At 60.4% G+C, this 21,803-nt stretch carries 21 protein-coding genes and 2 tRNA genes; 7 read left to right on the top strand and 16 right to left on the bottom strand.

Annotated elements, in window-relative coordinates; genetic code table 11:
* Positions 1 to 22 precede the first annotated feature (22 nt).
* From mnhG to AAIL67_RS16670, 7 genes are all read right to left on the bottom strand, one after another.
* Positions 23 to 451: a monovalent cation/H(+) antiporter subunit G gene (gene mnhG / locus AAIL67_RS16700; protein ID WP_045840133.1), complete on the bottom strand. Its 429-nt coding sequence runs from the start codon at positions 449 to 451 to the stop codon at positions 23 to 25.
* A complete protein-coding gene (locus AAIL67_RS16695) occupies positions 448 to 726 on the bottom strand; it encodes a K+/H+ antiporter subunit F (protein WP_059440895.1) in 279 nt (92 codons plus the stop codon). The genes mnhG and AAIL67_RS16695 overlap by 4 nt, the downstream gene beginning before the upstream one ends.
* Positions 723 to 1,223, bottom strand: coding sequence for a Na+/H+ antiporter subunit E (locus AAIL67_RS16690; RefSeq protein ID WP_003061039.1), 501 nt, complete (start codon positions 1,221 to 1,223; stop codon positions 723 to 725). The genes AAIL67_RS16695 and AAIL67_RS16690 overlap by 4 nt, the downstream gene beginning before the upstream one ends.
* Positions 1,220 to 3,052 carry a monovalent cation/H+ antiporter subunit D gene (locus AAIL67_RS16685; protein ID WP_034407379.1) on the bottom strand — a complete coding sequence of 611 codons (1,833 nt, stop codon included), beginning with the start codon at positions 3,050 to 3,052 and terminating at the stop codon, positions 1,220 to 1,222. The genes AAIL67_RS16690 and AAIL67_RS16685 overlap by 4 nt, the downstream gene beginning before the upstream one ends.
* Positions 3,049 to 3,414 carry a Na+/H+ antiporter subunit C gene (locus AAIL67_RS16680; protein ID WP_003061035.1) on the bottom strand — a complete coding sequence of 122 codons (366 nt, stop codon included), beginning with the start codon at positions 3,412 to 3,414 and terminating at the stop codon, positions 3,049 to 3,051. The genes AAIL67_RS16685 and AAIL67_RS16680 overlap by 4 nt, the downstream gene beginning before the upstream one ends.
* The gene (locus tag AAIL67_RS16675) at positions 3,414 to 6,389 is read right to left on the bottom strand and encodes a monovalent cation/H+ antiporter subunit A (protein ID WP_343484414.1); all 2,976 of its coding nucleotides are present in this window, start codon (positions 6,387 to 6,389) and stop codon (positions 3,414 to 3,416) included. The genes AAIL67_RS16680 and AAIL67_RS16675 overlap by 1 nt, the downstream gene beginning before the upstream one ends.
* An 83-nt stretch (positions 6,390 to 6,472) precedes the next feature.
* Entirely contained in the window at positions 6,473 to 6,601 is a 129-nt protein-coding gene (locus AAIL67_RS16670; RefSeq protein WP_343484413.1) for a hypothetical protein, read from the bottom strand.
* Positions 6,602 to 6,612: 11 nt separating this feature from the next.
* Between AAIL67_RS16670 and AAIL67_RS16665 the strand changes: the two genes are divergently transcribed.
* The 4 genes from AAIL67_RS16665 to murI all read left to right on the top strand — a co-directional run bounded on the left by AAIL67_RS16665 (position 6,613) and on the right by murI (position 9,331).
* Positions 6,613 to 7,077 carry a GNAT family N-acetyltransferase gene (locus tag AAIL67_RS16665; RefSeq protein ID WP_343484412.1) on the top strand — a complete coding sequence of 155 codons (465 nt, stop codon included), beginning with the start codon at positions 6,613 to 6,615 and terminating at the stop codon, positions 7,075 to 7,077.
* Positions 7,078 to 7,126: 49 nt separating this feature from the next.
* Complete coding sequence (locus AAIL67_RS16660; RefSeq protein ID WP_343484411.1) at positions 7,127 to 7,717, top strand: hypothetical protein; 591 nt, start codon at positions 7,127 to 7,129, stop codon at positions 7,715 to 7,717.
* A gap of 239 nt (positions 7,718 to 7,956) precedes the next feature.
* The gene (locus AAIL67_RS16655) at positions 7,957 to 8,349 is read left to right on the top strand and encodes a hypothetical protein (RefSeq protein WP_231905915.1); all 393 of its coding nucleotides are present in this window, start codon (positions 7,957 to 7,959) and stop codon (positions 8,347 to 8,349) included.
* An 85-nt stretch (positions 8,350 to 8,434) separates the two neighbouring features.
* The gene (gene murI, locus AAIL67_RS16650; RefSeq protein WP_343484410.1) at positions 8,435 to 9,331 is read left to right on the top strand and encodes a glutamate racemase; all 897 of its coding nucleotides are present in this window, start codon (positions 8,435 to 8,437) and stop codon (positions 9,329 to 9,331) included.
* A 9-nt stretch (positions 9,332 to 9,340) separates the two neighbouring features.
* Here the strand turns inward: murI and AAIL67_RS16645 are convergent, their stop codons facing one another.
* From AAIL67_RS16645 to AAIL67_RS16605, 9 genes are all read right to left on the bottom strand, one after another.
* Positions 9,341 to 9,958, bottom strand: coding sequence for a YgjP-like metallopeptidase domain-containing protein (locus AAIL67_RS16645; protein ID WP_034407375.1), 618 nt, complete (start codon positions 9,956 to 9,958; stop codon positions 9,341 to 9,343).
* Between the two features lie 74 nt (positions 9,959 to 10,032).
* A complete protein-coding gene (locus AAIL67_RS16640) occupies positions 10,033 to 10,662 on the bottom strand; it encodes a DUF6806 family protein (RefSeq protein WP_003061017.1) in 630 nt (209 codons plus the stop codon).
* A gap of 227 nt (positions 10,663 to 10,889) precedes the next feature.
* Positions 10,890 to 10,978, bottom strand: a tRNA-Leu gene (locus AAIL67_RS16635).
* A 99-nt stretch (positions 10,979 to 11,077) separates the two neighbouring features.
* Positions 11,078 to 11,153 (bottom strand) — tRNA-Gly (locus tag AAIL67_RS16630).
* Between the two features lie 99 nt (positions 11,154 to 11,252).
* Positions 11,253 to 12,875: a FadD3 family acyl-CoA ligase gene (locus tag AAIL67_RS16625; protein WP_343484409.1), complete on the bottom strand. Its 1,623-nt coding sequence runs from the start codon at positions 12,873 to 12,875 to the stop codon at positions 11,253 to 11,255.
* A gap of 3 nt (positions 12,876 to 12,878) precedes the next feature.
* Entirely contained in the window at positions 12,879 to 13,946 is a 1,068-nt protein-coding gene (locus AAIL67_RS16620; RefSeq protein ID WP_012837543.1) for a ferredoxin--NADP reductase, read from the bottom strand.
* A gap of 81 nt (positions 13,947 to 14,027) precedes the next feature.
* Positions 14,028 to 15,764 (bottom strand): FAD-binding protein, encoded by a 1,737-nt coding sequence (locus AAIL67_RS16615; RefSeq protein WP_343484408.1) that lies wholly within the window; start codon positions 15,762 to 15,764, stop codon positions 14,028 to 14,030.
* Between the two features lie 15 nt (positions 15,765 to 15,779).
* Entirely contained in the window at positions 15,780 to 17,510 is a 1,731-nt protein-coding gene (locus tag AAIL67_RS16610) for an FAD-dependent oxidoreductase (protein ID WP_063664580.1), read from the bottom strand.
* Positions 17,511 to 17,614: 104 nt separating this feature from the next.
* The gene (locus AAIL67_RS16605) at positions 17,615 to 18,802 is read right to left on the bottom strand and encodes an acyl-CoA dehydrogenase family protein (protein ID WP_343484425.1); all 1,188 of its coding nucleotides are present in this window, start codon (positions 18,800 to 18,802) and stop codon (positions 17,615 to 17,617) included.
* Between the two features lie 288 nt (positions 18,803 to 19,090).
* Between AAIL67_RS16605 and AAIL67_RS16600 the strand changes: the two genes are divergently transcribed.
* The 3 genes from AAIL67_RS16600 to tesE all read left to right on the top strand — a co-directional run bounded on the left by AAIL67_RS16600 (position 19,091) and on the right by tesE (position 21,798).
* Positions 19,091 to 20,068: a flavin reductase gene (locus AAIL67_RS16600; RefSeq protein ID WP_003071341.1), complete on the top strand. Its 978-nt coding sequence runs from the start codon at positions 19,091 to 19,093 to the stop codon at positions 20,066 to 20,068.
* Positions 20,069 to 20,147: 79 nt separating this feature from the next.
* Positions 20,148 to 20,987 (top strand): alpha/beta hydrolase, encoded by an 840-nt coding sequence (locus AAIL67_RS16595; RefSeq protein WP_343484407.1) that lies wholly within the window; start codon positions 20,148 to 20,150, stop codon positions 20,985 to 20,987.
* A gap of 4 nt (positions 20,988 to 20,991) precedes the next feature.
* On the top strand, positions 20,992 to 21,798 hold the full coding sequence (tesE, locus tag AAIL67_RS16590) for a 2-hydroxyhexa-2,4-dienoate hydratase TesE (RefSeq protein ID WP_063664584.1): 807 nt from the start codon (positions 20,992 to 20,994) through the stop codon (positions 21,796 to 21,798).
* Positions 21,799 to 21,803: the final 5 nt, after the last annotated feature.

The following is a 21,803-nucleotide window of genomic DNA, read 5'->3' as shown; positions in this document are numbered from 1 at the left end:
GAAAGGCTTGGGCGGCAGGATTTCAGGCTTTATGCGCCGCAGGCTTTTCATCGGCCTCGGCGGCCTCTTCCTCGTCCAGGGGTTCGTTGCGCACCAGATTGCTGAGCGTGGGCGGTACGCTCTCTCCTGCCCGGCGCGAGCGGAACAGCGCCGCGCGCATGAGGAAGATGGTGGTGATGGGCACGGTCACGGCAATGAAGATGGCAATCAGCACCGAGTGCATGACAAAGCCCTGGCCGCTGACGGAAAAATAGATCCAGGTGGCATGCATGATGAGCCAGCAGCCCATGGTGGCGATGATGGAGGGCGCGTGCACGCGCTCAAAATAGCTTTTGAGCCGCAGCAGTCCTACCGAACCCATGAGAGCAATCAGCGAACCACCGAAGACCAGGGCCGCCACCAGAATCTGGGCCCACAGCGGCAGATCCACGCCAATGACCTCGGTACTCATTCGATCACCTCGCCGCGCAACAGGAACTTGGCCATGGCCGTGGAACCGACGCAGCCGAACAGAGCCACCAGCAAGGCCGCCTCGAAATAGTTGGTGCTGTCATACAGAATGCCCATGACCAGCATGACCAGCATGCCGTTGAGATACATGCAGTCCAGCGCCAGCACGCGATCTTGCGCGTGTGGCCCCTTGAGCAGGCGCAGCACCGAGCAGCCCATGGCCGCCAGCAGCATGACCAGAGATGCCATCAGCACCCAATAAAACCAGGGATTCATTCAAAAATCTCCATCAGCAGGCTCTCGTAGCGGGACTTCACAAAGTCGGCCAGTTGCTTGGCATCCTCCACTTCCAGCGCATGCAGCAGCAGCATGGAGCGGTCACGCGAAATTTCGGCCCAGGAAGTGCCGGGCGTCAGGCAGACGATCATGGCCAGTACTGCCAGCCCGTTGGGATCGCGCAGCTCGAGCGGAATATGGACAAAGGCCGCCGGGTGCTTGCGCATGCGCGGCAGCAGCAGAAAACGCACCACATTGAAGTTGGAGACCGAGGTGTCGCAGACCACACGGAATGCCAGCTTGAGAATGCTCAGCGGATGGCTGACCCGCACCGGCAAGGGGCGCAGACCGCGCAGCAGCACGGGAATCAGCAGGCCCAGGATCAGGCCCAGCAAGATCTGGCCGGCACTGACCGAGCGGTTGAGCAACAGCCACAGCACCAGCAGAGCTACCGACAGCAACGGTGCCGGGAAGATGGATTTCATGATGTTCTTCATGGGCGGCCCTCCTCTTTCTGAGCCGAGGCGGCGGTCTGGGTAGCAGCATCCTGCGCAGCTTCGCTTTCATCGCCAATACCGGGGACGGGCTCCGCCTGCATTTCCAGCGCGGCAGCACGTGCCGCCGCCTCGGGACCCGCAGCCTCCTGAGCCTTCTTCTCCTTGGGCGCAGGTACCGGAGCAAGACCCAGGACGGTACGCACATAGACATCGGGCGAATGCAGGGCATTGGCCGCTCGCTGGGTATAGCGCATCACATCATCGGCCTTGACCGTCAACACCACACAGCACAGCAGCAGTGCAACGATGGGCAGGCCTTCCGCCACCTTGAGTGATGGCGCGCTCTGCTCCGGATTGGCCCAGAAATGTCGGATACCGGCGCGCGTGAGTGCCACCAACGCCATCAGACCGGTGATGATGAGCAGGGCCACCATGCTCCAGCCCAGCGGACCGGCCTTCACACCACTGGATGTCCCCATGCCCAGCGGATTGAGCAGACTGGTCAGCATGGCGAATTTGCCGAGAAAGCCGGCCAGAGGCGGCAGGCCCGAGATCAGCAAGGTGCAGGCCATGAAGCTCAGACCCAGAAAAGCCGCCGCTGCCGGGAAGGCCCGGCCGATCATCAGCTCTTCATCATCGTCGAGATTGAAGCCTTCGGTGGGCAACAGCTCTGCATTGAGGAATGGCGCTTCATCATCCTCATAGGGCTCGCCCGCGTCATCATCCACGCGCCAGCGGTCCACCACATCGGCGATCAGGAACAGGGCCGCAACTGCCAGCGTGGAGCCCGGCAGGTAATACAGCAGGCCGGCTGTCAGCAGATTCTGGCCAAAGCCCGTCGCGGCCAGCAGGGTACCGGACGAAAGAATGGCAGCAAAGCCCGCCAGATGGGTCAACCGTTGCGAGCCCAGCATGCCTATCGCACCAAAGGCCATGGTCAGCATGCCGCCCACGATCAGCCAGGTACTGCCAAACAGGGCCGATGCCCCGGCTTCCGAGCTGAACAGCAAGGTCCACAGGCGCAAGATGACATAGACCCCCACCTTGGTCATGAGCGCAAACAAGGCTCCCACCGGCGCAGTCGCCGCGCTGTAGCCAGGCACCAGCCAGAAATTCAGCGGCCACAGCGCCGCCTTGATCAGAAAGGCCGTTCCCAGCACCCCCGCTGCCGCATGCAGCAGGCCGCGGTCAGCGTCCTGCACCTGCGGAATGGCGCGGGCCAGATCGGCCATATTGAGCGTACCGGTGATGCCGTAGAGCATGGAGACGCCGATCAGGAACAGCGAAGACGCTGCCAGATTGATGGCGATATAGTGAAGGCCGGCCTGAATGCGCGTGCTGCCGGAACCATGCAGCAGCAAACCGTAAGAGGCGGCCAGCATGATCTCGAAGAACACGAACAGATTGAACAGATCGGCCGTGATGAAGGCACCGCTGAGCCCCATCAGCTGCAGCTGGAACAAGGGGTGGAAGTGCACCCCGGCCTTGTGCCAGCGCGCAGCGGAAAACACCAGCGCGGCCAGTGCCACCACATAGGTGACCAGCAGCATCAGAGCAGTCAGCCTGTCCAGCGCCAGCGCGATGCCAAAGGGCGCAGGCCAGTTGCCGGGCATATAGACCGACATGGTGACGGCAGAGCCCGCCTGGTTGGTCCAGCCCAGCAGCATGACCACGATCACCAGACTGATCGTGGTGGACAGGATGTTCATGCCCAGCTTCAGGCGCTGACGCTCTTCACGCAAAAACAGCATCAGCGCTGCCGTCAGCATGGGCAGCATGATGGGAGCCAGCATCAGGTGCGGCATCAAACGCTCGGTCCACCCGGTCATAGCATTTCCTGTTCGGTACGCGAGTGCACGCCATCCACATGGTCATTTCCAGAAGCGCCGCGCGATGCCAGCAGCACGACCAGGAACAGCGCCGTCATGGCAAAGCCGATGACGATGGCGGTCAGCACCAGGGCCTGAGGCATGGGGTCTGCATAGTGCGACAAATCGGTCGGCACACCGTTTTGCAGCACCGGCACCTTGTTGATCGACAGGCCCTGACGTCCCATGGAGAAGATGAACAGATTGACGGCATAGGACAGCAGCGCCAGCCCCATGATGACCTGGTAGCTACGCGGACGCAGCAACAACCAGACGCCCGAGCCGGTGAGCACACCGATGGCAATGGCCAAAACGATTTCCATTACATACCTCCCCTTGCCAGTGCTGCAGCTGTGGCTGCCTGCACCTCGGCCTCGGCCTTTTTGGCCTCTTGTTCCTGCTCTTCCAGCAAGCGTGCATGGAAGCGGTGTCCGCGCACCGATTGGTGGGCTATCGCCGTCAGGATCAGCATGGTGGAGCCCACCACCAGCGCAAACACCCCGATATCGAAGAAGGTGGCGCTGGCGAGATGCACATGTCCCACCAACGGCAGCGAAAAGTCAAAGCTGTGGCTGGTCAGGAAGGGGTAGCCAACGGCCACCGAGCCCAGGCCCGTGCCCAGCGCAAAAAGCAGACCCGCGGCAATCCAGCGACGTGGATACAACGGCAGATGCGCCTCCACCCAATGCGTGCCCGAGATGATGTATTGCATCAGCAAGGCGACCGAAAACACCAGCCCCGCCACAAACCCACCGCCAGGCTGGTTATGGCCGCGCACAAAGATATAGGCAGCCACCAGCGTCGCAAACGGCAGCAGCAATCGCACCAGCACGGCTGGCACCATCAGGTAGCCCACGGCTGTATCGCTGGCATTGCGCGGGTTGAGCAGGTCGGTCTGCAAATCGCCAGGCACATAACGCTGCTGCTCCGGGATGTCCATGGCCTCGCGTGCCGGACGGAAGCGGCGCAGCAGCGCATAGATGACGATGGCCACAATGCCCAGCACCACGATTTCGCCAAAGGTGTCGAAGCCGCGGAAGTCCACCAGCATCACATTGACCACATTGGTGCCGCCACCGCCGCCCAGCGCGTTTTCGAGGAAAAAGGTGGAGGTGCTTTCATAGAAAGGCCGGCTCATCATGGCAAACGCCAGCCAGGCCATGCCACCGCCGGCAATCAGCGACAGCACCAGATCGCGCAGGCGGCGTGCCTTGGCCCTGGCATCGGCGTTATCGGCCGTGCGCATATTCTTGTCCCGCTTGGGCAGCCAGCGCAGCCCCAGCAGGATCAGCACCGTGGTGGCGACTTCCACCACCAGTTGAGTCAGAGCCAGATCGGGAGCCGAGAACCAGAGGAAGGTCAGCACCGTGCACAGGCCCGTGCCGCCGAGCATGATCAATGCAGTCATCCGGTGGTACTTGGCTTTCCAGGCCGTGCCCAGCGCACACAGGCAGCCAATCGCCCAGAGCAGGACAAAAGCCGAAGACACGGGCAAAGTGCCGCGATTGCCCAGCTTCATGCCCCATAGCCAGAGCGGCAGGGCCGCTGCGACCAGAGCAACGCAGACCAGCCACAGCATCTGCCACTGCAGGCGGCGCGTGGACAGATTGCGGCGCCCCGCCCGGCCCAGCCAGGTGATGCGAGCCAGCAGATTCTCAAAAATCCTGCGACCGCTGACACGGCCCAGCACAGGCGTCGTATCAAAGTGTCCGACCGTGCGCTGCCAGCGCAGCATGGTGTAGAGCAAGATACCGCCAGCCAGCGCCACCAGGCTCATGATGAGCGGCATATTCCAGCCATGCCAGATGGCCAGGCTGTACTGCGGCAAGTCACCGCCTACGACTGGAGTTGCAGCGACAGCCAGAAAACCGCCCACTGCCCAGGCCGGGAAGATGCCGACGATCAGGCAAGCCAGCACGAGCAGCTCCACCGGTACACGCATCCAGTGCGGCGGCTCGTGCGGCTCGTGAGGGAGATCGTTTGCCTGGGGCCCGAAAAAGACATCGAACGTAAAGCGCAGCGAATAGGCCACGCTGAACATGCCCGCCACGGTCGCAACCACGGGCAGCACAGTCTTGACCCAGGGTGCTGCATCCAGATAGACCGTCTCGGCAAAGAACATTTCCTTGGAGATGAAGCCGTTGAGCAAGGGCACGCCGGCCATGGCGGCACTGGCCACACAGGCCAGCGTGGCCGTGATCGGCATCATGAAGCGCAGGCCCGAGAGACGCCTGATGTCACGCGTGCCGCTTTCATGATCCACAATGCCAGCAGCCATGAACAGCGAAGCCTTGAAGGTCGCATGATTCATGATGTGAAACACCGCCGCCACGGCGGCCAGCTTGCTGTTCAGGCCCAGCAGCAAGGTAATCAGACCCAGGTGTGAAATCGTCGAATACGCGAGCAAACCCTTGAGATCATGCTGGAACATCGCGCAATAGCCGCCAATCAGCAGCGTCATGGCACCGGCTCCACCGACCAACCAGAACCATGCATCGGTGTCTGCCAGCACCGGCCACAGCCGTGCCAGCAGAAACACGCCGGCCTTGACCATGGTGGCCGAGTGCAGATAGGCCGACACGGGCGTGGGAGCCGCCATGGCGTTTGGCAGCCAGAACTGAAATGGAAATTGAGCACTCTTCGTTAGCGCACCAAGCAAAATCAGCACCAATGCCAACAGATAGAGGTGACTATCGCGAATCTGCTGCCCTGCAGCCAGAACATTGTCGAGGTCATAGCTGCCCACGATATGACCCAGCACCAGCATGCCCACCAGCATGGCCAGTCCGCCTGTTCCCGTGACCGTCAAAGCCATGCGTGCGCCCCGGCGCGCATCCTTGCGGTGATACCAGTAGCCGATCAGCAGAAACGAAAAAAGACTGGTCAGTTCCCAGAAAAATACCAGCTGAATGATGTTTCCCGAGAGCACAACCCCCGCCATGGCCCCCATGAAGGCCAGAAAAAACGAGAAAAAGCGCGGTACAGGATCAGTGGGCGACATGTAGTAGCGTGCGTAAAGCACTACCAGCGCACCAATGCCGAAGACCAGCATGGAGAACAGCCAGGCGAACCCGTCCATGCGGATCACCAGATTCAGCCCCAGCGCCGGCAGCCAGGAAATCTCCTGCCTGAGCACCGCTCCGTCGGCCATTTCCGGGAACAGCATCCCTACCTGAATTGCGCATATCAGCGCAATGACACCCGCGAGTGTTGATTCAGTATTGCGCGCATTCGCAGGCAATAAAGCAGCCAGAAGGCTGCCTGCAAAAGGTAGGAGGATGAGGTATATCAAGGGCATGGGCGGATCATTCTAGAGGTTGACGTTATTTTTTCCGCTATAAAAACCTGAGCATTTCACAGACTTTAGACCACAGTTCACCTTTAGTTGATGACAGAAAATTCATCAAAACAGCGGGTTGCATGCAGATAAAGAAGTGCTTCCACAGCCGCCTTGCGCGCGGCACCGGTGTCATACATCTGCTGCAAACCATTTTTGCCAAACTCAATCAATCTGCCAACCCATGCATGTACGCAGCTATCGCCCCGGAGATGAAGTCGCGCTATGGCAGGTGTTTCACGAGGCTGTTCATCAGCTGGCAGTGAAGCACTACAGCCAGGTGCAGCTTGACGCCTGGGCGCCACAACATCCCGACTGGATGGAGTGGCGCCAGCGCATCCAGGCACTCAAGCCTTTTGTCGCTATCTGCGCCAATGACTCACCCATGGGTTATGCCGATCTGCAGGCCAATGGCTATATCGACCACTTTTTTGTAGCTCCGCAATATGCGCGCCAGGGCGTGGGCCGATTGCTGCTTGCACATATCGAACAAGCAGCACGGCAAAACGGCCTGTCTGAGCTGACCGCCGATGTCAGTCTCAATGCCCAGGCTTTCTTCGCTCATTTCGGCTTTGAGCTACAGCGCCAGCAAATCCCCGTCGTACGTGGCATTGCCCTGAGCAACGCGCGTATGCGAAAAACTCTTTGAACCTGGCTCAGATCAAACTACCGGCAGCACCCCAACCGATGCAACAAGCATGAACTGGCTCTGGAAACCTGAAACACCCAATCCACAGAAATGGCTGATCGTCGCTTTCATGGCGGTGATGGTGGGCGCACTCGCCCCCATTTTCTGGCGCAGCTTCATACCCGATGCGCATTGGCAGCTGATCGCGCTGTATCTGGCGCTGGCACTTACGGCAGCCGCCTGCATCTGGCTGCTGCGACTCCATAGGCTGGGACTTTGGCAACCGGCAGGCCCCTGGCTCAGCTACGGCCCCATCAAGCGCTGGCTGATGGCCTTGCTATGCACCGCTTTCATGGCTTTCATGCTCTGGCTCAACCTGGCAGCCACCCTGCCCATGGCCTATACGGCGGTCCTGGGAAGCAATACCAGCATGCAGACCATTGCCGAGAAAAAACGGGGCACAGGCCGCCATGCCTGCCGCCATCAGCTCAAGCTGCCCGAAGTCGACTACCTGTTTTTCGAGTTCTGCATTGATGAAGATGGCTACGACAGCCTGCCATCTGCCCCATTGCCCGCCTCGCTGTCCATGCGCGAAAGCTACTTCGGCAGGCTTGTGGACAGCATTCGTCTGGCGGCCCCACAGCAAAAAGATGAGCACTGATCGCTGTGCCACAATAAAAAAACATCTGACTGACTACTGAAACTACCAGTAAACAAGCGCTTTCAGCTCCTTTTTTATATTTTCAAGCCGCCATGCAAATTCTTCTGCCGCCACTGATGCTGATTTCCGGAATGGGCTTTGCACTCAGTGCAATCACACATTTGGCAGCATTTTCAGGGCAGATCGATGCACTTGAAACACACTTGCCTCAAGATGTCCTGGAGACATTCACAAGCGCCATGACCATCGGGATTTTTGCCGTCTGGATGCCTGCGGCACTGATTGCTCAGCGCATCAACAACGGCAATCGCCTGCAGTTTTCCTGGAAGAAGGTGCTCGCAGGCTGCCCCTCCTGGATGCGCAACGCTGCCTATGCGGTCTTCATTTACGCTTTTGCCAACTTTTTTCTCGGCATTGCGGGCGGCATGGCGGAGCAGCAGCACGGCTTGCGCGTGTTCTCGGGCCACTGGATGATCTTCTACGGCATGGCATTTTGCATCTTCTTCTCGAGCTGGAACCTGCCTTCCATGCTCAAGACCCGCCACTGCCCGGCCGGGCATGAAGTCGGTCATGGTGATAATTTCTGCCCGGTCTGCGGCTTGCCTGCAGCCCAGGACAGCCCGAATCCCTGATAAACCATAGCCCTGGAGGCGCCGCCAGCACCCAAAGCGGCGCATACTGACGGCCGCAACATCGCCTCCACCTACCTCTTGCACCATGCCCACTCCTCACTCCCCCATCGGTATTTTTGATAGCGGTGTGGGCGGCCTCAGCGTGCTGCAGGCACTGCGCTATGAGCTGCCGCACGAGCAGTTTGTCTATCTGGCCGACAGTGGCAATGCACCCTATGGCGATGCACGCGGCGATGCGTTTGTGCAGGAGCGCAGCCTGGCCATTGCGAAATACCTGCTGGAGCAGCACGACATCAAGATTCTGGTGATTGCCTGCAATACCGCCACCGCTGCGGCCGTGGAACTGTTGCGCGAACGCCTGCCGCAACTGCCCGTCATTGGCGTGGAACCGGCCATCAAACCTGCCTCTTTTTCCAGCCAGACCCATCATGTGGGCGTGATGGCCACCCGGGGCACCATCTCCAGCCAGCGTGTGGCACGCCTGGTGTCGGAGCATGGCCAACGCGCCGAGTTTCACCTCCAAGCCTGCGACGGCCTGGCCAGGGCGATCGAGCAAAGCACGGAGCAAGCATTGCCCGAGGATGCAAGCGCCACGGAGATCAGAGCGCTGTGCGCAAAGTACACAAGCGCTTTAGGGAGTTTCGGCCTTAAGACAGGACAGATGGATACGCTGGTGCTGGGCTGTACCCACTATGTGTTCGTCAAGGACGATTTGCGTGCCCTGCTGGGGCCCGATATCCAGTTCCTGGACACGGGGGCCCCCGTGGCACGCCAGACCCGGCGCATGCTGGAGCAGCGCAATCTGCTGGGAGCCGAGACCGATGGATCGCTGCAGCTGGCCCAGGCCGAGCAGATTCAGCTCATGACAACCGGCCGCCTGACGGCCATGCAAGCCGCGGCCCAGCGCTGGCTGGATCTGCCCGCAGGCTGCAGCCTGGCCGTCAACGTGTGCTCGCCAAGCGCCTTGGCCACACCCGCCTGATCTGCGCCATCAGCTCCAGAGCAGCTCGCCACCCTGGTCCAGATAGCTGAGGTAAAAGCGCACATCGAACTCCAACTGATGGTAATCAGGCTCCATATGCGTGCATAACTGATAGAAAGCCTTGTCGTGATCCATGATGCGGATATGCGCGAGCTCATGCACGCAAATCATGCGCAAAAAGGCATCTGGCGCCTGCTTGAACATGGCCGCCACATGAATCTCGTGTCGGGCATTGAGCCGGCCTCCATGCGCAATCGCACGCCGCGTATGCAGACCCAGGGCATTGCGCACCACATGAATCTTGCTGTCGTAGGCCACCTTGTGCAACTGCCCTGCATTGCGCAGATATTGCGCCTTGAGCGCATCGACATAGTCATAGAGCGCCCTGTCCGTGCGAACCGCGTGGGCCTGCGGATATTTGCGCAGCAGCCAGTCAGCGGCCCTGCCCGCAAGCAGCCAGTCGCGCACCTGATTCTGCAGCGATGGCGCGTAGCCCGAGAGATAGGGCAATGCCAGCGGCATGGATGCATTCACCCCTTCTTCGCCCATGCTGGCGCGCGCAGCCCTGTCCTTGCGCAACTGCTGAGTCACGGCTCCTGAATACTTGGGTGTAGGAATGGGCTTCATGACAAAAGACAAGCCCTCCGCCACAGTCTCGGGACTGCAGCACAGAGGGCTTTGACAGCGGATGATCGAAGGAATCAATGCAGATGGCGCGGGCGGCGATTGCCGCCATGACCGGAGGCCGAGCCCCCCGATCCACCACGCGGTGGCTTGCCCAGCTCCAGCGAGCTGACCAGGGCTTCGAAGCGCTGCGAGAACAGCTTGTCGATCTCCTGCACCACTCCGCCGAGCTCTGCGCCGTCAAAGTGACGCTCCATCATGTTGATGACATCCTGCACCAGCAGATCGCGCTGCACCTGCATGATGGCCGCAGGATTGGGGCCAACAAACAGCATCAGGAAGTCATCGCGGCTCTGGGCCTCCGCAGGAGCCTCTTCCTCGTCGAACTCGGTGTCGTAGAAGGTCACTTCGATCGGCGAGCCCTGCTCGGCCAGCTCGTTGAGCCCCATGCACATATCGTCCAGGGACTGACGAAAATCATCGTCACCACGCACGGTCCAGCACATCTGCAGCAGGTGCTCCTTGGCGTCGAACTGAATGCCGGGCTCTTCTTCATAGAGACTTCCCTCGCCGTCGGTCAATGAGCGCGCGCCAGCATAGGCCCACAAGGGACGCAATGCATCTTGCAGCTGCTCATACGTAACATCAGCACGGAGCAGAACCTGTCCGTGGACATGAATTTCAAAAGCAGCGTTGTAACTAGACATCTTTTTTCTCTGGGAGTGCAGGCCTCGTCAGCATGACAGAACTGCAAGCCATATTGCATCGAAGCCAGGACTTTTCCAAGCGCCTTGGCCAAGCCTGACGCCCACAGCCCTACGGCATCGCAGTGGCTGAATTTTCCCACCTTCAGCAAGACTGCGGGCAGCAACGGCTACTCAAGTCACAAATAAAAAAAAGCCCGCTACACAAGATATAGCAGGCTTTTCAATTCTGGTGCCCCGAACCGGAATCGAACCGGTACGCTTCGTTAAAAGCGGCAGATTTTAAGTCTGCAGTGTCTACCAATTTCACCATCGGGGCCCACTTCACAACCGGCGCAGGGCGCCAGCGAGAAGTATTGCATCAGCCATGCGACCAAAGCAATAAAAAAGGGAAGCTTTTGCTTCCCTTTTCAAAATCTGGAGCGGGAAAACGGGTTCGAACCGTCGACCTATACCTTGGCAAGGTATCGCTCTACCAACTGAGCTATTCCCGCATTTCTGCAAAGCCGTTCGCCTTACAGAGCAGACTTGAATTATAGCCACGATTTTGAGCCGGTTTTCGAAAACCGCGTGGCTTTTTCAGATAGTCCTGTTCAGGCCGGCTGTGAAGCAGGTGCGAACCTGCTCTTGACGATCTGTAGCAGATCGCGCTTTTGCACCTTGTTGGAGGCATTGACGGGCAGGCCATCGAGCTGCAAAACAAAGCGCGGAACCTTGTAGTTGGCCATATTGGCGCGGCACCAGGCGATGAAGGCCTCCTGGTCCAGTGCCACGCCGTTGCATGTCACCACGCAGGCACAGCCTACCTCGCCCATGCGCTCGTCGGCCACCCCGACCACGGCAACCTGCGCCACATCGGGGTGGTTGGACAGCATGCGCTCGATTTCTGCGGGGTAGCAGTTGAAGCCGCCCACGATGAACATATCCTTGAGGCGGTCGGTAATACGCAGGTAGCCGCGCTCGTCAAGCACTCCCACATCGCCTGTATGCAACCAGCCATCGGCATCAATGGTTTCTGCCGTGGCCTTTTCATCCTCGAAGTAGCCCTGCATGATGTGATAGCCGCGCAGCAGCACCTCCCCCGCTTCACCTGGGGCAACAGGCTGTCCTTGCTCGTCCACACAGCGCACCTCGGTCCCGGGCAGGGCCTTGCCACAGGTATTGGCCACGGTTTCCACATTGTCGGAGGGCTCGCAGAGCGTGGCACAACCGCCGCACTCCGTCAGGCCGTAGGCCGTGGTGACATTCATGATGCCCAGCTCCTCGCGCATGCGCTTGATGAGAATGGGAGGTACTGTGGAAGCACCGGTCACGGAGGACTTCAGCGAACTCAGATCGAAATTCTTGAGCCCCGGATGCGCCAGCATGGACAGAAACAGAGTGGGCGGCCCGGGCAGGAAGCTGATACGGTCGCTCTCGATGCGATGCAAGATGGCTTGCGCATCAAATACCTGCTCGGGATAGACGGTGGAGCCCTGCAGCAAGGCTGCCACCCAGCCGGCCTTGTAGCCAAAGGTGTGAAAGAACGGATTGACGATCAGGTATCGGCTGCCTTCGGTCAAACCCACCACATCCGACCAGGCCTTGAAAGCCAGGATCGTCGGGCGGTGCGCGCACATCACTCCCTTGGGGCGTCCCGTGGTGCCGGAAGTGAACATCAGATCGGCCGTATCGTCAGGTTTGATCCGGGCTTCACGCTGCTGCTGGGCTTCGGCAGTCGTGCCATCGGCCCTGGCCATGAACTGCGCCCAGTTCATATCTGCGCTGGGTAGCACCTTGTCACCGAGTACCACCACCTGCTGCAGTGTGACAGGACGCAGGCCGTTCAGCAGATCCGGATAGTAGTTGTTCAGAAAGTCGCCCACGCACACCAGCACCCTGGCACGGCTGCGTTCGAGAATATCGGCAGCCTCGGCGCCCTTCATGCGGGTGTTCAAGGGCACCAGCACGCCGCCCGCAGCATGCACACCGCAGGCGGCAACGATCCACTCGCTGAGATTCGGTGCCCACAGAGCCACACGGTCGCCGGCCTGCACGCCCAGGCTCATCAAGGCACGTGCGGCCAGGCGGCTCAGCTGCTGCAGCTGGGCATAGCTGATGGACTTGCCGTTTTCGACAATCGCCGCGCGACCGGCAAAGCGGCTGACCACGTCAGCCAGCATGCCGGGCAAGGTCAGCGAAGACTCGGGCATCGCGTTCTGGTTGGTATTCGACATAAGTTACTCCGGAAATTTGACGCGCAGCTTTTCGCTGGTGGGCACGGATTGACAGGCCAGCGTCCACTTCTTGGACAGATCCTTGGCATCCAGCACTTCGTTGTGTCGCAGATGTACGCTGCCGTCCTGCACCTGGCACATGCAGGATGCGCACATGCCGGCCTGGCAGGAGTAGGGCACATTGATGCCGGCGCGCAGTCCGGCCTCCAGAATGGTCTCCGTGCCACTGCAGTTGAATTCGTATTCCTCGCCGTCCAGACGCAGCTGCACCAGGGCCTGGTCGACAGCAGCCTCCACGGGAGCAGTTGCCTCCTGCATCAGTTGCAGAGTCTCCTCGTCAGGCAGAGAGACAAAGCGCTCCACATGTACCTGCTCGGCAGGCATGCCGGCCTCGATCATCGCGGCCTGTGCGGCATCCATGAAAGGGCCCGGCCCGCAGATAAAGGCCTGGCCAGCATCGGCCACCCAGGGCGTGGCCCAGGCTGCGAGCTGCTTCTGCGAAGGCGCGCCTTGCACAGAGTCCAGCCAGTGAATGACCTGCAGGCGATCTGGGTACTCGGCCGCCAGCTGCTGCAGGTCCTTCTTGAAGATCACCGAGCGCTCATCGCGGTTGGCATAGAACAGCACCACATTGCCCTGATGCTGCTTGAGTACGGTGCGCAAGATGGAGAACACCGGCGTAATTCCGCTGCCACCAGCCAGCAGCAAAAAGTTCTGAGACAGATTCCGTGGCGAGAACAGGCCCGAGGGAGGCATCAGCTCGATGGAATCCCCCACCTGAACCCTGTCGCAAACCCAGTTGGAGCCTCGTCCCTTGTCGACGCGCTTGACAGTCACCCGCAAGGCATCGTCGAGCATCGGAGCACTGGACATGGAGTAGCAGCGAGGTACATAACGGCCCTCGATAGGCAGTCGCAGAGTTAGAAACTGGCCGGGACGATAGCTGAATTGCTCAGCCAGAGCCTCTGGCACCTCGAACACAATTGACTTGGTATCGTGCGTCTCGTCAATCACCGCGCGCACGCGCAGCGGGTGATACCGCGATGCGGTTGTTGTGGCTTCACTGCTCATTTCTTCTTACCCCTTACTCACTCACTCTTTTGTGCAACCTTGCACTGGCGCCCGGCACAAGATCGTCCCCAATCCACGGGGTCAGGAACTGACGCTCTCCACAGCGCTTGCCTGCGGACACACTGCCTGGGCAGCAGGGGACTCGTCCCCTTCCAGTGCAGCCGCCTTGCCCGCTCGGCGCCCCGAGAACACGCAGTCGGCCAGGGACAAGCCGCTCACATAACGCGAGGAAGCCACACCAATGGCGGTGCGCCCCGCGGCATACAGCCCGGGAATGTCATAGCCGGCACCGTCAATCACTGCACCGTTGTCCTCGTTGACCTTGAGGCCCCCCAGGCTCAGGACGGCCAGCGGGAACATCTTCTGGCTGATGGAGATATCGATGGCAAACAGCGAGTCGCCCTTGAACTCATGGCGCATGTCCTGAGACTTGCCCAACGGGTCTTCGATCTCACCGCGTGCAGCGGCATTGGCGCGATCGAACTGGAGCTGCAGCACTGTTGCATCCATGCGAAGCTTTTTGGCCAGGTCGGCGACAGATTTGCCCTTGATCGCGACCTTGTACATCAGCGCCAGCGCGGGCATGGACTGGAAGGCCCACAAACCGCCAAACAGGCACTGCCACGCAGCCTGCCTGCGCAGCTTGCTATCAATGATGAGCCAAGCCTGTCCCCCCTGCTTTTCCATCATCTCGTAGCCGAGCTTGGCACCGTAGACCTGTTCATTGCAGAAGCGCTCGCCTTTGGTGTTGACCACCAGACCCTTGGGCCAGACCGAGGGTGGCGTGATGAAGCGCCAGGCCGAAATATTGTTCAGGTCCTGAGCGATCCCTCCCACGGATTGCCCGAGGCGCAGACCAGAGCCATCGCAGCCCGCAGCACCGGTCAGCCAGCCGGGCTTGTAAGCCGGCGCATGCCGTTCCAGCAACTCCGAATTGAAGATATAGCCGCCAGTGGACAGCACCACACCTTTGCGAGCACGGATGTAGCGCTTCTCGCCGATCTCGCTTTCGATCTGCGCAGCTTCACGACGACCCGCCTGGGCACGTGGTGCCTGATACAAACGCCACTTGGCCACCAACTCATCGAGTTTCTTGTGGCGTTCGGTACGTGGATCGCCTTCGGGCAACACCATCACCTCCACGCCCAATACACGGCCACTGTTCTTCTCGCGCACCAGGCGCTGGACGCGGGCCTGCGTCAATGTGCGGGCTCCGTGCGCCAATGTGGATTTTTGCAGCGCGGCAAAGAACGTCGCACCCGACTGCCCCTTGGCCACCACGCGATGACCGCGCGGTGCAGGCTTCTTGACCAGTTGCGGGTTGCCGTAGGCGGGCACCACTTCGTTGCCCGAGTAGTACAGATACATGCCATCGGTCGGATAGGAGGTCTTGTACGCAGGCATGGTCGACGCAAAGGTAGCGCCCTGCTTTTCCAGCCAATTCAGGTTGGCCACGCTGTCGCGGCTGAAGCGAGCCAGTGTCTCGTCACTGACCACACCATTGACCTCATGCTTGAGGTAGGCAGTCATGGCTTCGGGTGAGTCCTCGAAGCCCGCCTCCTTCTGGTACCTGGTACCGCCACCGGCATAGACCACACCACCCGACAGCACACTGGCGCCACCGCCACTGAAGCGGTCTATCACCAGAACTTCGGCCCCCTGCTCGCGCGCCTCAATCGCTGCACTGGCACCTGCGCCTCCCCAGCCGACCACCACCACATCGCTTGCATCGGACCACTGAACCTCATCGGCCGACCCCACATCCAAGACTGCCCCCACAGGATTGATGGTGCTGACATGCTTTTTGAAATTGGACATCTCTGCGCCTCCAGATCAAACCGTCTTGCCCAGCAGATGCGGGTTCTCGAGGGGCAGGGGCTTACCCACCATGTCGGCCACGGCGCGAAAGGCAAAAGTCATGGCAGGCCCCAAGGTGGAACCGGCGCCTGCGTAGGCCGGCCCCATGACGGAGGCGGAGTTGTTGCCCACGCAGTACAGCCCCTCGATGATCCTGCCTTGCGTGTCGAGCACACGCCCCTCTCTATCGGTAAGCAGCCCTCCCTTGGTGCCGATCTCGCCGGGCCACAGGCGCATGGCGTAGAAAGGACCTTTCTCGATGGGGCCGAGGTTGGGATTCTTGAGACGCGGATCGCCGTAGTAGCGGTCAAACACATTGCCGCCCCGGTCAAAGTCCAGGTCCTTGCCAGCTCTGGCGTACTCTGTCATGCGACGCGCACTGTCCTGCAGGCCAGCAGCGTCCACGCCGATCTGGCGCGCCAGATCTTCCAGCGTCTCGCCCTTCCAGTAGACATTGTTCAGCCAGCTCTTGCGCACCTTGCTGTCCGGCACGGCCGAGCCAGGCATCAGCGGCCCCATGGGGTTTTGCGCGCGGAAGCTGGCGTCGAACACAATCCATGCAGGCACGCCGCCATTGCCCTTGGCATGTTCGGCCAGCATGGCCTGCTGGAATTCAGGATAAGGGCCGGACTCGTTGAGGAAGCGCTGCCCTCTGCTGTTGACAACCATGCACCCCGGCAGCGAGCGCTCCACGAAAATGCCGCGAAAGGCCGGCTCCTTGGGAACATCCATGGTGGGCACGCCCCAGGACCAGTCCATCAGCGCCAGCTGCGCGCCCACGGTCTGACCAGCCCGGTGAGCATCACCGGTATTGCCTCCCACTGGGGTGGCCGTCCACTCTGCCTTGGTGGGCTTGTTCAGATACTGGTCACGCATCTCCTGGTTGCGCTCAAAACCACCAGCCCCCAACAACACGCCACGTCTGGCGTTGATCTGCTGGCGCTGACCATTCCTTTCAACGATGACACCCGTCACACGGCCCGATGCATCCTTCACCAGCTCCTTGAGCGGAGAGCTGCGCCACATCTCGACACCGACCTTGTTGGCAGCAGTCAGCAGGCCTGCCACCAGCGCCTGGCCGCCCGTCATGCGACGATCGCGCTTGGTCTTGTTGCGCCAGGGGTAGTCCAGAAAATACTTGAGCATGATGCCCAGGATGGTGAAGCGCGACTTGAGCTCGCGCGAGAGCATGGAATGCGCCTCAAAGGCACTGATGCTCATGCGGCCGAACAACTGATTGCCGGGAGGGCCCGGGCGCATGGTTTCCAGCGCCGCCAGGCCCAGCCTGGCGGCATTGAAGTCAACCGGATCCATGGTGCGACCGCCGGGCCTGGAGCCTTCGATATGGGGGTAGTAATCCGCATACTTGGCCATGGCGCGATAAGGAATGCCGATCTGGCGCAGATACTCGGCCATCTTGCTGGCGGTTTCCACATAGGCCAGCACGCGGTCGTCCGTCGCCATGCCTCGCACACAGCGCTTCATATAGCCAAATGCGGTTTCCAGATCGTCCTTGATGCCGGCGGTCTTCTGATCGTAATTGAGCGGAATCCAGATGCCGCCTCCCGACAGGGCCGAAGTGCCGCCGAACAGCTCCGTCTTCTCCACCACCAGAGTCTTGAGGCCCTGCTCCTGCGCGCGAATGGCGCCCAACATGGCACCTGCCCCCGACCCCACGACGATCAGGTCATATTCTTGTTCTGCCATACCTTGTCTCCGTCAAGCTTTTGTTTTATGGATGGACTCTCGCAAATACACGCTGGCGGCAGCCTCCGTTGTGAGAACGCTGCCGCAGCTTGGCCTGAATTCAATCAGACAAAGGGCTCCTGGTTGGGAATGCCCAGCACATGCGAGCCATAGGCGCGCACATAGGCATCCGTGTTGTTCGCAATGTGGGTACGTCCCTGATGGATGTCGCGGAAGATGCGCTCGATGGGGTTGTTCTTGAAAGTACCGCTGGCTGCGCAGGCACGCATCAGCTCATTGGCATGAAAGCCCGTCAGCTTGGGAACGTATGACGCCTGAGCACGCTGCAGCAGACGCTCCTCCAGCGTCAGCTGAATACCAGTCTTGGCCGCATCCACAATGCGTGCGTAATTGCGGAAGAGAACCATCTTGAGCTGGTCCAGCGAAATCGTGGCTTCGGTCACGGCCGTCTGTGCGTTCACGTCCTCGGCCATCCTGTTGCCATGCTTTCCAACGTGCGCCGTCGCGCGCTCGGTGAACGATGCGATGGCGCTTTCCAGCGCGCCCAGACAGGCGGTGGACACCGCACGCTGGAACACATGGGTAAAGGGAATGCGGAACAGCCAGCTGGTGTTCTCCGTGCGACCGGGGCAGCCTACATCGCTGTGGTCGTTGGTGTACTGGATGCGATGTGCCGGGACAAACGCGTTTTCCACCACGATGTCATGACTGCCTGTACCGCGTAGGCCCAGCACATCCCAGTTGTCCTCAATGCGGTAGTCCGCCTTGGGCACCAGAAAAGTCACATGCTCCATGCCAGGCGAGCCATCACGCTTGGGCAGCAGACCGCCGAGAAACAGCCAGTCGCAATGCTTGGAGCCGGTGGAAAAGCTCCAGCGACCGCTGAACCTGAATCCGCCTTCCACGGGCTCGGCCTTGCCAGTAGGCATATAGGTCGAGGCGATGCGCACGCCGTTATCCTTGCCCCACACATCCTGCTGGGCCTGGTCGGGGAAGAGCGCCAGCTGCCAGGGGTGAACGCCGACCACCCCGTAAATCCAGGCCGTGGACATGCAGCCCTTGGCCAGCTCCATCTGCACGCTGTAGAACACACGGGGATCCATTTCATAGCCACCCCAGCGCTTGGGCTGCAGCACACGGAACAGACCCGCCTCAGCCATCTCCTGAACGGTTTCGTCGCTGATCTTTCCTTCGCGATCCGCCTGCTGCGCGCGCGCCGCCAGCTTGGGCGCCAGGGCCTTGGCACGCTCGATCACGGCCAGCGCATCAGGGGTGAGGTAGTTATCTGTCATTGTGTTCATTCAGGTCTCCAGTTGCCGCTCCACCGGACGGCTTGTGGTGTGGTGGGCAAGGCCTTTTCGCCTATGACAGAAATGCTCTCACCATGCAATTTTCCGTTCATCGTCCGATCAGACTAACGATGAAGCAGGCGTTTGCGGACCTCTCCAAAGCCTGATCCCGCACAGCAAAAACACGGAGCCTAGGACAAACACCAAGCCCTGTTTTGCGCTGCTAGTCCATGTGAAGGATTCATAAAAGCCCTGTTCGCAGCACTCTTGCACCAAGGAGACATTCACCCCATGCAAAGCACTGCAGCAACCTTCGACCCCAAAGACTTTCGCCGCGCCCTGGGCATGTTTGGCACCGGGGTCACCATCGTCACCACCCGTGCAGAGAATGGCGAGCCTGTAGGAATCACCGCCAACAGCTTCAACTCGGTTTCGCTGGAGCCCCCCATGGTTTTGTGGAGCCTGGCCAAGAACGCCCGCAGCCTGCCTGTGTTCCAGAACGCCGACACCTGGAATGTGCACATCCTCTCCAACGAGCAAGAAGCCCTGTCGAACCGCTTTGCCCGTGCTGGCGAAGACAAGTTCTCCGGACTGCCGCTGGACTCCGAGGCAGCCCATGCCCCGCTGCTGCAGGACTGCAGTGCGCGCTTCAGGTGCAAGACGGCATTTCAGTATGACGGCGGCGACCACATCATCTTTGTGGGCGAGGTGACCGACTACGACGCCAACCCACACCCTCCCCTGCTCTACGTGACCGGCGGTTACGCCCTGGCTTCACGCAAGGCCAACGCCGTGGCCAGCGAACCTGCCGCAGACACCAATACCGCCTACTCGGAAAACCTGATCGGATATTTGATGGGCCGCGCGCACTTTCAATTCCTGAGCGGCTTGCGCAAGCCCATGGCGGCTTACGGCATGACCGATGCCGATTTTTACGTGCTCTCGCTGCTGAGCATCCAGCAGCCCCAGTCGCCTGCCGAAATTGCGTCTCACATGGCCTACACCGGCACCGACATCGGAGCCGTGGCCCTGCAGTCGCTGATCAGCAAGGGCTGGGTGGAGGAAAGCCGCGAGCGCGCCGAGTCGCTGCAACTCACGCCCCTGGGCAACGAAGCCATCTTGCGTGTGCTGGCGGCAGCCAAAGCCGTGGAGACCGATTTGATAGCAAGCCTTGGCGAGATGGAGGCAGCCACGCTGCGCAATCTGCTCAAAAAGGCGATTGCCGCCACCGATCCCGGCCTGCCCAAGCTCTGGCAAGCCAGGGCTTGATAAGCCTCGTCATCCAAGATTTCTCACCCGAAGGCAGGAGACAGCCTTCGCCTATCCACTCCAAGCATAAAGAACAGAGATGAGCCAATTTTCCATCCCAGAAGGCAAGTATGTGGACATCGGCAATGTGGCCGGTCATCCTCAGCGCGTTCACTACCATGAGCAAGGCTCTGGCGACCCCGTGATCTTTTTGCACGGCGCTGGCACCGGTGCCAGCGGCTACAGCAACTTCAAGGGCAACTACCCCGAGTTTGCTGCGGCCGGTTTTCGCTCCATCGTTCCCGACCTGCTCGGTTACGGCCTCTCGTCCAAGACCGAGGAGCCCAGGCAGTACGACATGGATTTCTTCATCGCCGGCGTCAAAGGTCTGGTGGAGCAGCTGGGCCTGAAAAACATCACCCTGCTGGGAAATTCGCTGGGCGGTGCCGTGGCGCTGGGCTATGCGCTCAAGTACCCCGAGGACGTCAAGAGCCTGATCCTCATGGCACCCGGTGGCGTGGAAGAGTTTGAAGCCTATATGGCCATGCCCGGCATTGCCAATATGTTCAATGTCTACAAGTCGGGCAAGACCGGCCCCGAAGCCATGCGCGCCGTCATGAGCATGCAGGTGGTGGACCAATCGCTGCTGACGGACGAAATCATCAATGAACGCGCCCCGATTGCGCTGACCCAGACCGAGGCCTCGCGCCAGCGCCTGTACATCCCCAATATGACCGAGCAGCTGCCTGATCTGAAGTGCAATGTGCTGGGGTTCTGGGGCATGCAGGATGCCTTCAATCCCGTGGGTGGTGCCGACAAGCTGGCCAAGGGCATCAAGAACTGCCGCGTGGTGCTGGTCAACCAGTGCGGCCACTGGGTGCAGGTCGAGCATCGCGAGATGTTCAACCGCACCTGCATAGACTTCATGAAAAACGGTTGAATCCATGAGCACCACCGAACTTGATCTGTCATTCACCGAGACCCAGGGCCGGCGCCTGTATGACGCGCTGCGCACCGCCAGGACGCTGGCTCCGCTGACCGAAAGCCACCCCGAAATGACGGTGGAAGACGCCTATCACATCTCCCTGCACATGCTGCGCCTGCGCGAAGCGTCGGGCGAACGTGTGATCGGCAAGAAGATAGGCGTGACCTCCAAGCCCGTGCAGGACATGCTGAATGTGCACCAGCCCGACTTCGGCTTTCTGACCGACAGCATGGAATACGAGGACGGCGCTGCCGTCTCGCTCAAGGCAGCCGGTCTGATCCAGCCCCGCGCCGAAGGCGAAATTGCCTTCATGCTCAAGAAGGATCTGCAAGGCCCGGGGGTGACCAAGGAAGACGTGCTGGCCGCCACCGAGTGGGTCGCCCCCTGCTTCGAGATCGTCGATTCGCGCATCAAGGACTGGAAGATCAAGATCCAGGACACCGTGGCCGACAACGCCTCCTGCGGCGTCTTCGTGATCGGCAAGCAGCACACAGATCCGGCTTCACTGGATCTGGCCGCTGCCGCCATGGAGATGCGACGGAACGGCCAGCCCGCAGGCTCTGGCCTGGGCAGTGCCGTGCAGGGCCACCCAGCTGAAGCCGTAGCCTGGCTGGCCAACACATTGGGCGCTTTTGGCATTCCTTTCAAAGCCGGTGAAGTGATTCTCTCTGGCTCTCTCGCCCCCCTGGTGCCCGCCGCCGCCGGCGACCGTTTCGACATGGTCATCGAAGGCATGGGTACTTGTTCCATTCAATTCACCGAGTAAGAAAC

Source organism: Comamonas sp. A7-5 (assembly GCF_039581385.1).
GTDB classification, from domain to species: Bacteria; Pseudomonadota; Gammaproteobacteria; order Burkholderiales; family Burkholderiaceae_C; genus Comamonas; species Comamonas thiooxydans.
The sequence above is the reverse complement of the archived record's forward strand: the minus strand, read 5'-3'. Positions and strand labels throughout refer to the sequence as shown.

Excerpts from the sequence above, each read along its gene's own strand:
- AAIL67_RS16645 (WP_034407375.1), bottom strand. The coding sequence starts at position 9,958 with ATGAAGCCCATTCCTACACCCAAGTATTCAGGAGCCGTGACTCAGCAG.
- AAIL67_RS16695 (WP_059440895.1), bottom strand. The coding sequence starts at position 726 with ATGAATCCCTGGTTTTATTGGGTGCTGATGGCATCTCTGGTCATGCTG.
- tesE (WP_063664584.1), top strand. The coding sequence starts at position 20,992 with ATGAGCACCACCGAACTTGATCTGTCATTCACCGAGACCCAGGGCCGG.
- AAIL67_RS16640 (WP_003061017.1), bottom strand. The coding sequence starts at position 10,662 with ATGTCTAGTTACAACGCTGCTTTTGAAATTCATGTCCACGGACAGGTT.
- AAIL67_RS16665 (WP_343484412.1), top strand. The coding sequence starts at position 6,613 with ATGCATGTACGCAGCTATCGCCCCGGAGATGAAGTCGCGCTATGGCAG.
- AAIL67_RS16595 (WP_343484407.1), top strand. The coding sequence starts at position 20,148 with ATGAGCCAATTTTCCATCCCAGAAGGCAAGTATGTGGACATCGGCAAT.
- AAIL67_RS16605 (WP_343484425.1), bottom strand. The coding sequence starts at position 18,802 with ATGACAGATAACTACCTCACCCCTGATGCGCTGGCCGTGATCGAGCGT.
- AAIL67_RS16615 (WP_343484408.1), bottom strand. The coding sequence starts at position 15,764 with ATGTCCAATTTCAAAAAGCATGTCAGCACCATCAATCCTGTGGGGGCA.
- AAIL67_RS16655 (WP_231905915.1), top strand. The coding sequence starts at position 7,957 with ATGACCATCGGGATTTTTGCCGTCTGGATGCCTGCGGCACTGATTGCT.
- AAIL67_RS16675 (WP_343484414.1), bottom strand. The coding sequence starts at position 6,389 with ATGCCCTTGATATACCTCATCCTCCTACCTTTTGCAGGCAGCCTTCTG.
- AAIL67_RS16610 (WP_063664580.1), bottom strand. The coding sequence starts at position 17,510 with ATGGCAGAACAAGAATATGACCTGATCGTCGTGGGGTCGGGGGCAGGT.
- AAIL67_RS16600 (WP_003071341.1), top strand. The coding sequence starts at position 19,091 with ATGCAAAGCACTGCAGCAACCTTCGACCCCAAAGACTTTCGCCGCGCC.
- AAIL67_RS16625 (WP_343484409.1), bottom strand. The coding sequence starts at position 12,875 with ATGTCGAATACCAACCAGAACGCGATGCCCGAGTCTTCGCTGACCTTG.
- AAIL67_RS16680 (WP_003061035.1), bottom strand. The coding sequence starts at position 3,414 with ATGGAAATCGTTTTGGCCATTGCCATCGGTGTGCTCACCGGCTCGGGC.
- murI (WP_343484410.1), top strand. The coding sequence starts at position 8,435 with ATGCCCACTCCTCACTCCCCCATCGGTATTTTTGATAGCGGTGTGGGC.
- AAIL67_RS16690 (WP_003061039.1), bottom strand. The coding sequence starts at position 1,223 with ATGAAGAACATCATGAAATCCATCTTCCCGGCACCGTTGCTGTCGGTA.
- AAIL67_RS16660 (WP_343484411.1), top strand. The coding sequence starts at position 7,127 with ATGAACTGGCTCTGGAAACCTGAAACACCCAATCCACAGAAATGGCTG.
- AAIL67_RS16685 (WP_034407379.1), bottom strand. The coding sequence starts at position 3,052 with ATGACCGGGTGGACCGAGCGTTTGATGCCGCACCTGATGCTGGCTCCC.
- mnhG (WP_045840133.1), bottom strand. The coding sequence starts at position 451 with ATGAGTACCGAGGTCATTGGCGTGGATCTGCCGCTGTGGGCCCAGATT.
- AAIL67_RS16620 (WP_012837543.1), bottom strand. The coding sequence starts at position 13,946 with ATGAGCAGTGAAGCCACAACAACCGCATCGCGGTATCACCCGCTGCGC.